This is a genomic window from Planococcus sp. APC 3906, assembly GCF_030407685.1.
Lineage (GTDB): Bacteria > Bacillota > Bacilli > Bacillales_A > Planococcaceae > Planococcus > Planococcus koreensis.
Genome location: NZ_JASDCW010000003.1, coordinates 97,209 through 109,535, shown reverse-complemented (window position 1 = coordinate 109,535; position 12,327 = coordinate 97,209). Strand labels below are relative to the sequence as shown.

The window sequence follows — 12,327 nt, the reverse complement described above, 5'->3', positions numbered from 1 at the left end:
GAAAAATGATTTTTGCTGCGAATTACCGGGTTGAAAAATGAAATTTGATAGGCTCATCTGCCCCAAAGCGACGTCCGGCGCTGACCGAATAATTATTTTACGAATGAATTTATGGCAATAAAAAAAGATGAAGCACAAGGCTTCATCCCCAGAAATTCATATACCAATTCAATAACGCGTCGCCCCAGAAATAGACGATGACGGCGCCGAGCGCAATTGACGGGCCGAATGGAACCGGCGTCTTGCGGCCTTGGTTCTTGATGCGCAGCATGATGATGCCGGCAATCGAGCCGATCAGCGATGAGAAGAACAAGGTCATCAGCGTGCCGGACACGCCTAGGACGAGCCCGATGACGAAGAACAGCTTGATGTCGCCGCCGCCCATTCCGCCTTTCGACGCCATGGCAATCAATAGAAGAATGCCGAATCCCAGTGCCGCGCCGAGCAGTGAATCCCACCACGGATCGAGCGGGATGAACAATCTTAAGACAAGCAGCAACGCGCCAATCGGCAACAATACTTTATCCGGAATGAGCATATAAGCGATGTCCGACACCGTGATGATGACAAGCAGCGACATGAACAAAATCGCGATGATCAATTCCGGTTCGAAGCCGATCTTCCAAAACGACACGGCGAATAGTGCGCCTGTGATGAACTCCATCAGCGGATAGACCCAATGGATCTTCTCGCCGCATGAACGGCAGCGGCCGCGCAGGAATAAATAAGAAAAGACGGGCACCAAATCAAGCGCCGTTAATTGCCGGTCGCATTTCGTGCAATGCGAGGGGGGAAACGCAATCGATTCTTTTTTGGGTACGCGCAAGCCGACGACATTGTAGAATGAGCCAAAGATGAGCCCGAAGATCGTAAAGAACACAGTGTATGTAATTGCCATAATAGACCTCTTTTACGGATATTTTTTAAAAGAAAAAGGGAAATCAATGTGATTTCCCTTTAACGGCGTTCCGGAATGATCAGCGTCTCACCAACCATGACCGTTTTATCAGTCTTGCCGTTCGCTTGCTGAATCAGCGCTTCGCCATCGCGGCTGTTGAAATATTGAACAGCGATCGAGAACAAGGTATCGCCTTTTTGCACTTTATGATAGCCGGCTGTCTGCGCGCCGGCAACGTTCGGGTTTGGTTCGGCTGGTACTGCAGCAGAATCTTCTTCGATGTCGACATCAACGTCAACATCGACATCCACCGCAGCTTCTTCTGCCGGAACTGCCTCGTCTGGAGCAGAAAGGTCTGTGCCGTCATTTTGAGCGAGCGGGTTAACTTTTCCTGCCGGCGGCGGCGCATCGACTTTCGGCAATGTATCAAGCAATGCAATCAAATCCGGGCGGAAATACGCGGAAAATCCTAAAGTGACTTCAATCAGCTCGCGCTCCTGGTCTGCCGTCGTGACTTCTTCCAATGCGCCGAAATCAATCGAATCGACAATCAAGATGCGATCCATCGCTTCGATTTCCTTGATAAACGAAGTGATGTTCTTATAATCTGCAACTTCAATCGACACGGTCGTTTGCACTTCCTGCAAATTCTCCAAGCCTTCGACCGGTACCGGCAAAACGACCGGCTCTTCTGTAATCGCAATATTCGTCACAAGCGATTTCGACAGCAATTCTGCTTGTTCAATTTGCAGGACAATCAATTCCGATAACGGTTCAATCGAAACTTTTTGCTGCAATTCACTCGTGCTGATTTTTTCACCTTCCGGCAATTCTTTGATCTGCGTCTGAAGCGCCATTAAGACGTCGCGTTCAGAGCTCAACGATTGCTCGGCTTGCAACGCTCCATCGCGCGCTGGTGCGTACACCATGAAATAGGAATACGCGGCAAGCGCCATTAAGAATACTGCTGCAAGGACGATCAACGCTGTTTCTTTTTGACGTTTCGTCATGCTGCTCATTGGCCTTCACCTGCCGTTCCATCTGTTGGCACTGGCGCTTCAGTTGCAGGCGCCACAGGTGTTTCTGATTCTGTTGTCGGCGCTGGCGCAGGTTGATCAACGTCCACATTAACGTCAACTTCAGCTGCCGGTGCCTCTTCCACCGGTGGCGTTTCGGCCGGAACCTCTTCCGCAACTGGTTCTTCTACAATGATTTCGCCTTCAGGCGTCAACGCAGGGACGCGGCCATCGACGAAGATCACGGTATAAGTCGCGAGGTAACGCGGGTTGATAATCGGTGCATCTTCATCGATGATAACCGTGCCGTCTTCCGCCGTTTCTTCTTCAAGCTCTTCTTGCACCACAGAATCCAATGTTGCCGATTCAAGCAGGCTCGACGTTTTCAACTGCGCCAAGTAGTATGCAGCTTCACGGGCTGTATCAAATTGAACGCCCAATGTCGCGACGTCCATACCTGTATAAGAAAAGCTGTCGAAAAATCCGCGTGCCGGCAATTTCGACACCAATTCCGCTAGTAGCGGCAATGTATCGAATTGATAGCTTTCCGCCCAATCGACAGTCGCTTTCAATTGCTGTTCTTCGTTCATGCCTTGCACCGCTTCCAGTTGTTCACGAAGCATCGCTTGTTCTGCTTGCACTTGCACGGTTTGCGCCGCAGCTATTGCCTGTTGTTCTTTATGGCCGCCCGAGAGAAAAGCAAAAACAGCCCAAATGATCACTGCCACCAATAAAATGGCAATCGCCGCAACAATCGAAGCGGGACGGTCCCGTTCTTTCTGCGGCAATAAATTAATATCTACTAACATCGTCACACCTCTTTCAGCGCAAGGCCAATGGCGCGGTTGAAACGGCTCGGTACATCTTTCGCGCTATCGGAAGGAATGTCATCCAATACAACCGGGGCAACCGGCAGCAAGAACCGTTCTTCCAGGCGCGCTTTAAATGCCGGCCAATTATCGAATTCGCCGTTGCATACCACTTTCGTGATGCCATATTCGCCTTCATTCATATTATAGCGGTAGAAGTTGGCAAGTTTTTCTGCCTCTTCTTCGACAATTTCCATTACTGACGCCGGGTCTTCCATGATTGTACCGGATACGTCGAATTCCACTGGCCGCATGAAAAGCGGGAAATGCTCGTGGAAAATCGAGACTGTCATTTTTTTCGATTGCAGATCGATGAGCATGATGTGCTCATCTGCTGTGAAGTCATGCTGCAGGTACGCGAGCCGGTAGAGAGCGAGCGGTGTGATATCAGCCACAACCGCCTTCATTTTCGCAGAATCGAGCGCCGACTCATAATCGTCGATGACTGATTCTTTCGAGGCGATAATGATTACTTCGGGATTGTCGCTGTCAGAATGGTACGGCACCACATCGAAGACGGGATCTTCGAATGGCAAGTAAAGAGTAGAACCGATTTCGATGAAGAAATGACCTTTCAGCTCATCGGCTTCGACGCCTTCGGGATAAGGCACTTTGCGGATTGTAACGAATTCGTCAGGGGCGAGGAAGCGGACTGACTTCTTAGAGAGACCCCACTGATTGACAGCCTTATCGAGCACCGATTCCAGCGCTTCCATGTCAGCCACTTTGCCGTCTTCAATGATCCCCGGCGGCAGAGCCATCTCTTCCGCACAGCTCAATTGAAGGGGGGCAATCGATTTCAGGTCAACATGGCGGATCGCGTCTTCTTCTATAGTTATTGTCGCGACTCGCGCTTTTCTCGATAAAAACGATAAGGCCATTTTCTCAGCTCCTAATAATTATTCTTATTATCTAGTAACTGTAATATTAGCGCTTGGTGCAACACTCGCACCAGCAGCACTATCAGCACTATTGTTTAAATCCTGTACATTTCCTTTTGTAGCACTTGAAAATGCAACAGTAACTCCTCCATTAACTGCAGTTCCAGTTAATAATAAATCACCTGCAGTATTCACAGCGAATGCAGGACCAGTAGCAGTTGGGAACGATCCAAGATCATCCAAATATCCGCCTCCAGTTAATTCAGCAGTTGTAATTGCAGTATCAGCAGCATTTTCTGCTAAGTATAATTCAGCTGCCGCAAAAGCACTTAAAGCATCCGACTTCGCTGCTCCAACTCGGCTGTTCTCAATAATATTCCCAATCGCTGGAATAGCGATTGCCGCGATGATCGCGATGATGACGATTACGGCTAAAAGCTCGATCAACGTCATACCTTTCTGGTCTTTCAATTTCTGTTGGATAAATTTCTTCATTTCATTTCCCCCTCTTATTTTGTCTTAATCGTACTATGATGAGTACATGTTTATTATATCAATAGTACCAAATTAAACAATAGCAATTATAGCAATTATTTAGAAATTTTTTCATAATTAATGTTAATTATACCTACAATTTATCTACATTTTGGAACATCTCGAACATCGGCATCATAATCGCTAGTATTATAGTCCCGACTATTGTAGCAAGCACAACAATCATTAACGGTTCAATCAATGCTTTCAATTTATCGGTCTCGGCATCGACTTCCTGTTCATAGAATTCCGCTACTTTTGCAAGCATGTGGTCGAGTGAGCCGGTTTGTTCGCCGATTGAAATCATGTGCGGGATTAGCGGCGGAAACGCCCAGTGGTTGCGCATCGGTTCGGTCAGCGAACCGCCGCGTTCGAGAGAGTCGCGCGACGCGATGATGACTTTCGACATCACAGCGTTGCCGACGACTTTTTCAGTCATCGTCATGGCCTGCAAGATCGGCACGGAACTCGAAAACAAGGAACTCAAAGTTCTTGTCAGGCGCGCCAATGCGGATTTCTTGAAGATATTGCCGAATATCGGCATGCGCAGCAAGAATGTATCGAGCATCAATTTGCCCTTTTCAGTCCGTTTCATGCCCCAAATCGTCGCAACGAAAAGCAGAATCGCTCCGAGTACGATATACCAATACACTTTGACAAATTCACTTGCCCCTAGCACAAACTGCGTGACGATCGGCAATTCACCGCCAAAGCCTGCGAACATTTCCGCGAACATCGGCACGATCGACGACAACAGGAAAATGACGACGCCCATTGCGATGACACCGACAACAACCGGATAAGACATCGCCGATTTCACTTTCTGTTTTGTCTGATAGGCTTTGTCGTAATGTGTGGCCAGCCTATCGAGCGATTCATCGATGTTCCCAGACAGTTCGCCTGCGCGAATCAAGTTGACCGTCAGCGGTTCGAAGATTTTAGGGAATTTCGCGAACGAATTGGAAAGCGAATTGCCTTTGCGCAAATCTTCGTCGATTTCTCCTAAGGTTTTCTGCAGCGCCTTCGATTCCACTTGCTGCGACAGGATTTTCACGGAATCAACGATTGTCACGCCGGAGCGCATTAGCGTCGAGAACTGGCGCAGGAACATGATGAACTGGTCTTTTTTGACAGGTGCGCCGAATGAGATGTCTTTTTGCAGTGCTGTGGTCGGCATTTCGCGGATATCGATGACGCGGACGCCATCATCACGCAGCTTTTGGACGGCAGCTTTGCGGTTTTCGGCGGTGATGATGCCGGACCGGATTTTTTTCTTATCGCGCCCTTCGTATTTAAAACGCGCCATGCTATTCCTCCCCTTCCAGGTAAGGCTGCGCCACTTGCCGCGAAATCTTGCCCCGTTTCAGCAATTCCTGCACCGAGGTAGACATCATGTGCATGCCGGCGGCGCGGTTCGTCAAGATAACGTTCGGGATCTGGTGCACTTTTTCCGTGCGGATCAAGTTGGCCACGGCGGTGTTGTTGATCAAAATCTCTGTCGCCGCAACACGCCCTTTGCCGTCCACAGTCGGCAGCAAGCGCTGTGAAATAACCGCTTTCAGGATGCCGCCGAGCTGCGTGCGGATTTGTGCGTGCTGTTCGGGCGGGAAAACGTCGATGATCCGTTCTACAGTGGAAGCGGCACTTGAAGTATGGAGCGTGCCCATGACCAAATGGCCTGTTTCCGCTGCGGTGATGGCGGTAGTGATCGTTTCCAGATCCCGCATCTCTCCGACCAGGATGACGTCCGGATCTTGGCGCAATGCAGCCCGCAAGCCGTTAGCGAACGATTTCGTATCAAAGCCGACTTCGCGCTGGTCGATGACCGAAGTGCCATGGCGGTGCATATACTCGATCGGATCTTCAAGCGTGATGATGTGCTTTGTCATCGTTTCGTTCATGTGGCGGATGATTGCTGCAAGCGTCGTGGATTTCCCGGAACCCGTAGGCCCTGTAACCAAGATCAATCCTTGGTGCGTGTCAGCCAATTTCTTCAATGTGTCCGGCATGTTCAAATCGTCGATGCTCGGAATTACGGTCGGGATGGAGCGGAACGCGTGCGACACGGAACCGCGCTGGCGGAATGAGTTCACACGGAAACGGGCGACACCTGGAATGGAGTATGAATAATCCATCTCCCCTTTTTCCAAAAATGTGTCCCAGAGCGCTTCCGGCATCAGCACTTTGGCGATTTCTTTCGTTATTTCCGGCATCATTTTTTCATCGCCGTATTGCTTCAAAGTACCGTGCATGCGGAATACCGGCGGGATGCCGGCCGTCATATGGACATCGGAAACTTTCATATCGATGGCTGCTGTTAAAACGGTATCTATATAGTTTAGAGTTGTATTCATGGCGTTAATCTATCATGGCGACGCGTAATACTTCCTCGGTCGTCGTCATGCCCTCCTTCACTTTTAATAGGCCGTCGTCAATGAGAAAAATGGTGTTGTTGCGGACAGCGATTTCACGGATTTCCGCAGCTGTTCCTCCGCGGTTGATGACCATTTTCATCGGTTCATCGACGATGAGCACTTCGTGGATGGCCATACGCCCGCGGTAACCGGTCATATTGCATTGCGAACAGCCTTTGCCGCGCGAAACGACATCTAACGTGATGCCGCGTTTTGCGGCGATGTCCTGCTCCCGCGGAGTCGCAGGCTGGATTTCGCGGCAGTCGCGGCATACTTTGCGGACAAGCCGCTGGGCAACGACGCCGTTAAGCGATGCCGTCACAAGGAACGGCTCGACGCCCATGTCCATGAGACGTGTAATCGATGCAATCGAGTCATTCGTATGGATGGTGCTGAGCACCAAATGTCCGGTGAGCGATGCCCGGATGGAGATTTCTGCGGTTTCTTTGTCGCGGATCTCCCCTACCATGACGATATCGGGATCCTGCCGCAGAATCGACCGCAAACCGGCCGCGAATGTCAAACCGACATTTGCATTTACCTGGATCTGGTTGATGCCTTCGAGCTGATACTCGACGGGATCTTCTACAGTAATGATGTTGACTTCTTCGCTATTGAGTTTATTGAGCGCTGCGTAAAGCGTAGACGATTTGCCGGAGCCGGTCGGGCCGGATATCAGCACGATGCCGTTCGGCTTGTCGATTTCTGCCATAAAACGCTTCATGTTCAAGTCGGTGAAGCCGAGCTTCGAGATGTCGGTCAAGTTATTGCTCAAATCCAGGATCCGCATTACGATTTTTTCCCCGAACACGGTCGGCAGCGATGACACACGCAAATCGATGGCACGGAAGTCGACATGGGTTTTGATGCGCCCATCCTGCGGCACGCGGTTTTCGGTGATGTCGAGGTTTGCAAGGATTTTCAAGCGGGCGGTGACCATCTGCTGCATCGTCTTCGGCAAGATGCGCTCGGTGCGCAGCGTGCCATCGATGCGATAGCGCACAAGGATCTTGCTTTCTTGCGGATCCAAATGGACATCGCTCGCTTTCATCGAAACGGCATTCGACAAGATCTGGTTGACGAGCCGCACAATCGGCGCGTCGATATCGTTCAAGTCTTCCTGCTGTTCCGCAGACTGCGGCATGTCCTCGAGGATATCGTCGTACGACTCTTCTTCGTAGTATTTGGCAATCGTGCGCATGACGTCATCTTTCGATGCAATCGCCGGCTCGATTTGGAAGCCGGTCGTCAGGCGCAGATCGTCGATAGCGAAAAAGTCCGTCGGATCGGTCATGGCCACATATAATTTATCGCCTTCGGTTTTCAGGGGCACGAGCATTTTGCGCTTCGCGAAATCTTTCGGCACGACATTGAATAATTTCGGCTCGAATGGATACCGGAACAGCGACACATGCGGGATGCCCAGCTGCACTTCCAGCGTTTCGATCAATTGCTGTTCGGTGATATGGCCGCGCTGCACGAGCGCATCGCCCAATTTCTGGTCGTTTTGCTTGCCTTCTAAGGCGCCTTGCAGGTCCGCTTCTGTCAGCAGACCCAATTCGATCAATATATCTCCTAATCGTTTACGAGTTCTAGCCAAACTATTTCCTCCTCAACCCCACATTACGGCTGTACTAAATTTCCGCCTTTGTCGCGTTCTTCTTCGGTTGATGGCGTCGGAGCTACCGGCGGCTGCCAATCGTGCAGCCCGTCGCTGTCCTCATCCACGAAGCCCGGATCGCCGGCAATCGGCGCTGGCGTTACGACAACGGGTGCGTCATGAATGCCATCACCATTGGTATCAACGAAATCGGAGGCGCCTGGCTGCGGTGTAATAACGGCTGCCGGTACATCGTGTACGCCGTCTCCATTGGCGTCAACAAAGCCGGGCCCTCCTGGCTGCGGTACAACAGCTGTGGCCGGTGCATCATGCACACCGTCGCCGTTTGCGTCAACAAAGCCGGGTTCTCCAGGTTTCGGCACTGCTGCAACAGGAACTTCCGCTGCCTTCAGCGCAAAAACTTCGATTTTATGGACCGGCGGGTAAAAGTCGGTCGATACCGGTTCGACTTCAAGCTCTTTGCCGTCCATTAAGATGGTGCGCAGCACATTGACGCGCATGCCGTTGCGCCCTTCTTCTTTCACCACACTGCCGGAAGCAACGAACGAACTGTATTGTTTGATCAAGCGCGGCTCTACTTTTTCTTCTGCGCCAGTCTGGATTTCGTAATCATAGACAAGCGGCAATCCGCTTAACTCCGCTTTGACGGCTGAACTGTCGAGTGACACATTCAGTGTTACGGAGCTTTCATTCGGATTGGTGAACACCAAATCGATGCCCAATTGGCGGTTGATCGCCGCCTCTTTCCCGAGTGGTACGGAAACCGGGGCAGCCGATCCGATGCTGCGCTCATCAACTGTGAGGTTGCTTTGCAGCACAGCTGAATAGATAGCAGACGCAATTTGCGAAAGTTCACCATCTGTTATTTCCACAAGCGGCAATGCCGTGATGAAATCAAGGAATGAAAACTTCATACCTGGCTCGATTACAAAGCCGTCCAACGCTAATGCTACAGCTGATCCTTCAGCGCTTTTGATAGTATGTGTAAATGAAGCGGATGCAATCACTTCACGTTCGACCGCCAAGGTTTCATCACTGATTGTTACGAGCGTCTGTGATTGTCCTGCTGAAAGCGCAGCAGCCAATTTTGCGTTGACCGTGTTGACATCCGCCTCTGAAAATGACGCTACCGGGAAGTGCTCCACCAAGAACGCTGCGGTCGTATCAGGAGAAAGCTGGAAACGGAAGCCATTTTGCACGCCGTTCTCCGCATTCATCAATGTTTCATCAACTAAAATTTCAATGGTCTCAATCGGGTAGTCCGCCACAGCATCCTGGTAGGAAACTTGCAGGCTGGACGCCGCACGCCAAATGTCTGATTGGCCCGCAAACAACCCCTTCGCCTGTTCGACTTCCATATTGGAAACATCGGTCGTGCCGATATAGGTGTTGTCGCCGAACTCTTCTGCTGGAAACAGCCACGTGTCTACCGCATATGCTCCCGCATTTGATGCACCGAAAACCAATAGGCCTGATGACAGAACTGCGGCAAACGTTAATCCGAATACTTTATTGTTCACGTGAATGCTCCTTTCCCATCGGCTGGATCGACTGCATGCCAAAACTCGGCGGCACGGTTTCTCTTTCCGGCTGGGTTTCTTCTATTGTTTCTTTCACTTTTTCTGCTGCGGGTTCTTGCTGCACACTGATTTTTTCAGCTTTCGGTGTGCTTTGAAGCTTATTTAACACCGGCTGAGTTGTTGCATCTGGTGAGATAAGTGACTGCCTGCGCTCTTTGCGCTCTTCGGCAAGGCGCTGATTTTCAAGTTTTTCCTTTTCAAGCATTTTCATGTAGAGCATGGCTGCTCCAAGAGACACCGCAACCAAAACCAATAATGCCATATACCATGAAAGAACCGATTGGACGATTAAGGCAATTGCGGCAGCAGCGAGACCGCCGCCGCCAATCGCTCCTTTCTTAACTGCCGGCACTGATTTGAACTTTAAGATGAGGACCGCTGCTGCAATCGCTGCAAAGATAATAAAAAACAAAAATTGAACCAAAATGTAACCCCCTGTAAAATAACGTGCTTATTGGCTTGCCGTTTCATTAATATTCCACGTCGAACTCGAATCCTGGTTCGAGGACACTTGGCACGGAAACTTCTGTTTCTTCATCAATCGTTTCACTAATCGTCACGCCGCATGCCGCAAGGAAAGTGGTATAGGACGCGGTAGGCTCGGCCATTTGGCGAACGTAGAGCGCTGTTCTCTCAGGATCATCGACATAAGAATTTCCGCTTTTCTTTTTCAAGATGAATTTATTGCTGGCGCTTCGGGTGTAATAGATGAGCGAACCGCTATTCGTGAATCCCACTTCTTCTTTCAGCCTGGTGAGGTCCGCAGGAAGTATACGGTCTAAATCTATGCACAGCCGCGAATGATTATCGATTTCAAAATTCTGGCCCCATTGCAATTTCGATACGGCTTTGTCTATTTGATCAGCCGTGACATCTCTTCCAAGGACAAGAAAATTGGTATAATACATATTCTGGATATTGCTGTCTACGTCGAGCTCTTTCACAATGACGGTCTGTTTGCTGCCGTTTTTCCCTAAGTTCGTTAAGTTATTGCCGGTTGCCAGTTCGCCGTTGACCAGCAAATTGGCGTTGATCATATTATTCATATTGTTGAATGCATCTATATCATCCTCTTCAACCACGATGCTGATTCCTTCCATATCGAGGGAGTTGCAGTTGGCCGAACACACTTCCGTTAAAAAATCGCTGATATAGACTTTAAAATCTTCAGGGTTCAAGCCTGCTTCCTTGATATCTGCCAGAAATTCCGCCAGCGTTTGCCCAGCAGCAAATTTGCATTCGTACAGCGGATAAAGCACGGTTGTCCCGCTTTCAACTTGGTCAAGCATTGCTTCACACGAGATGGTTGGTTTAACAGCATCAAAAATGTCTGTGTACGTGATATCATCTTTTGTCACTGGTACTTTCGTATGGACGGTTAACGATTCGTTTTCATCCAAAAACGTTTCAGGAACTTCAATTGTAAAGAAAGCTTTCAATTCTTTCGTGACGTTTTTGGAAGTGCCCGACATCCCCAAATTGACTGTGATGCTTTTCACATCATCGTTATCGTTTGCAGCGCCTCCAGCGTCATTCAGTTTGTTGCCTGAAGCGGATAAGATGGTGTAATTTATCTGTCCGGAAGAAAAGGGAACAATTTCATCTCCTGTCAAATCGTTTAATGCTGCAATTTTTGCGAAGACTTTATCGATATACATGCTTCTCATATCCGAGTCGATTTGGGCTTCTGTGGCTGCAATTTCCGCATCATCCGAACATAGCGCACCTCTCGGCGGTTGGATGCAGGCAATCAAGTCATTGACAGCTATTTGTGTTTCTTGGGAGATCTGCATTTTTATAAGTTCCAGCTCTCTTTGGAAATCCGATGTGAAATAATTAACACCCATCTCAGCTGAAGCAACAGATTGGTTCGTGATATCAACCGTCTGTTCCTGCTTGGCATTATTCAATGAACCGGCCATGAAAGTCGCAGAGATGCTGAGGAAAAGCACAATGATTAACAAAACAATCAATAACGCGTAGCCTTGCTGGCTTTTTAAATGCTTCATTGTTTTGCTCCCTTCAATTCTAATTTGTAAGAATCCTAGTCAACGCTGTTTTTATCGTTACCGAATTGTTAGAATTGTTCAGATCTGTGAGTTTCAAGATGACATCGGTATTCTTTTTCTTCGGTTCAATGCCTAACACTTGATCAACCGGCGTAGAATCATGGGAGTCGATCACGATGCCATTGATCACGGTGCCGCTAAAATCATATTTCTGGTCCAGCACTTGGCTTGAGCAGCTGCCAGAGGCAGAGCAAGTTTCAATCTTCAGCTTATTTCCTTCAAAGACCAATGAATAATTGCTGTTTCTCCGGTGTTCATTCGTCAAAGTGGCAATAATGATATTGGCGTCTTGCTGCATAAGCGTCTTTCCAGTTTCTACTGCCGTATGTTTAAATCCTATCGACAAGGCGGTCCAGGCAATGCCGGCAATGAGGGAAACAAGCGCTAGAGCCGCCAGCAACTCCACAAGAGACATCCCTTTCTGGTTGAGCTTCATATTAACCAC

At 49.3% G+C, this 12,327-nt stretch carries 12 protein-coding genes; all 12 read right to left on the bottom strand.

The window, feature by feature from the left end; genetic code table 11:
* Positions 1-142: 142 nt before the first annotated feature.
* Positions 143-898, bottom strand: a complete 756-nt coding sequence (locus QMA09_RS03195; protein WP_290211996.1) for a prepilin peptidase — start codon at positions 896-898, stop codon at positions 143-145.
* A 59-nt stretch (positions 899-957) separates the two neighbouring features.
* Positions 958-1,917 carry a LysM peptidoglycan-binding domain-containing protein gene (locus tag QMA09_RS03190; RefSeq protein WP_290211995.1) on the bottom strand — a complete coding sequence of 320 codons (960 nt, stop codon included), beginning with the start codon at positions 1,915-1,917 and terminating at the stop codon, positions 958-960.
* The gene (locus QMA09_RS03185) at positions 1,914-2,723 is read right to left on the bottom strand and encodes a PilN domain-containing protein (protein WP_290211993.1); all 810 of its coding nucleotides are present in this window, start codon (positions 2,721-2,723) and stop codon (positions 1,914-1,916) included. Before QMA09_RS03185 ends, QMA09_RS03190 begins: the two co-directional genes overlap by 4 nt.
* 2 nt (positions 2,724-2,725) lie before the next feature.
* Positions 2,726-3,664: a type IV pilus biogenesis protein PilM gene (gene pilM / locus QMA09_RS03180; protein ID WP_290211992.1), complete on the bottom strand. Its 939-nt coding sequence runs from the start codon at positions 3,662-3,664 to the stop codon at positions 2,726-2,728.
* 27 nt (positions 3,665-3,691) lie between these two features.
* A complete protein-coding gene (locus tag QMA09_RS03175) occupies positions 3,692-4,159 on the bottom strand; it encodes a prepilin-type N-terminal cleavage/methylation domain-containing protein (protein ID WP_290211991.1) in 468 nt (155 codons plus the stop codon).
* A 133-nt stretch (positions 4,160-4,292) separates the two neighbouring features.
* The gene (locus QMA09_RS03170) at positions 4,293-5,504 is read right to left on the bottom strand and encodes a type II secretion system F family protein (RefSeq protein ID WP_135500667.1); all 1,212 of its coding nucleotides are present in this window, start codon (positions 5,502-5,504) and stop codon (positions 4,293-4,295) included.
* A 1-nt stretch (position 5,505) separates the two neighbouring features.
* Positions 5,506-6,552: a type IV pilus twitching motility protein PilT gene (locus tag QMA09_RS03165; RefSeq protein WP_290211990.1), complete on the bottom strand. Its 1,047-nt coding sequence runs from the start codon at positions 6,550-6,552 to the stop codon at positions 5,506-5,508.
* A 4-nt stretch (positions 6,553-6,556) separates the two neighbouring features.
* Complete coding sequence (locus QMA09_RS03160; protein WP_135500665.1) at positions 6,557-8,212, bottom strand: GspE/PulE family protein; 1,656 nt, start codon at positions 8,210-8,212, stop codon at positions 6,557-6,559.
* Positions 8,213-8,235: 23 nt separating this feature from the next.
* Positions 8,236-9,753, bottom strand: a complete 1,518-nt coding sequence (locus QMA09_RS03155) for a VanW family protein (protein WP_290211989.1) — start codon at positions 9,751-9,753, stop codon at positions 8,236-8,238.
* Positions 9,743-10,237: a hypothetical protein gene (locus QMA09_RS03150; RefSeq protein WP_290211988.1), complete on the bottom strand. Its 495-nt coding sequence runs from the start codon at positions 10,235-10,237 to the stop codon at positions 9,743-9,745. Before QMA09_RS03150 ends, QMA09_RS03155 begins: the two co-directional genes overlap by 11 nt.
* Before the next feature lie 46 nt (positions 10,238-10,283).
* Entirely contained in the window at positions 10,284-11,822 is a 1,539-nt protein-coding gene (locus QMA09_RS03145) for a hypothetical protein (RefSeq protein WP_290211987.1), read from the bottom strand.
* A gap of 19 nt (positions 11,823-11,841) precedes the next feature.
* Complete coding sequence (locus tag QMA09_RS03140) at positions 11,842-12,318, bottom strand: prepilin-type N-terminal cleavage/methylation domain-containing protein (protein WP_290211986.1); 477 nt, start codon at positions 12,316-12,318, stop codon at positions 11,842-11,844.
* Positions 12,319-12,327 lie beyond the last annotated feature (9 nt).

Coding starts and splice junctions, on each gene's coding strand:
- QMA09_RS03195 (WP_290211996.1), bottom strand. CDS start 898: ATGGCAATTACATACACTGTGTTCTTTACGATCTTCGGGCTCATCTTT.
- QMA09_RS03190 (WP_290211995.1), bottom strand. CDS start 1,917: ATGAGCAGCATGACGAAACGTCAAAAAGAAACAGCGTTGATCGTCCTT.
- QMA09_RS03185 (WP_290211993.1), bottom strand. CDS start 2,723: ATGTTAGTAGATATTAATTTATTGCCGCAGAAAGAACGGGACCGTCCC.
- pilM (WP_290211992.1), bottom strand. CDS start 3,664: ATGGCCTTATCGTTTTTATCGAGAAAAGCGCGAGTCGCGACAATAACT.
- QMA09_RS03175 (WP_290211991.1), bottom strand. CDS start 4,159: ATGAAGAAATTTATCCAACAGAAATTGAAAGACCAGAAAGGTATGACG.
- QMA09_RS03170 (WP_135500667.1), bottom strand. CDS start 5,504: ATGGCGCGTTTTAAATACGAAGGGCGCGATAAGAAAAAAATCCGGTCC.
- QMA09_RS03165 (WP_290211990.1), bottom strand. CDS start 6,552: ATGAATACAACTCTAAACTATATAGATACCGTTTTAACAGCAGCCATC.
- QMA09_RS03145 (WP_290211987.1), bottom strand. CDS start 11,822: ATGAAGCATTTAAAAAGCCAGCAAGGCTACGCGTTATTGATTGTTTTG.
- QMA09_RS03140 (WP_290211986.1), bottom strand. CDS start 12,318: ATGAAGCTCAACCAGAAAGGGATGTCTCTTGTGGAGTTGCTGGCGGCT.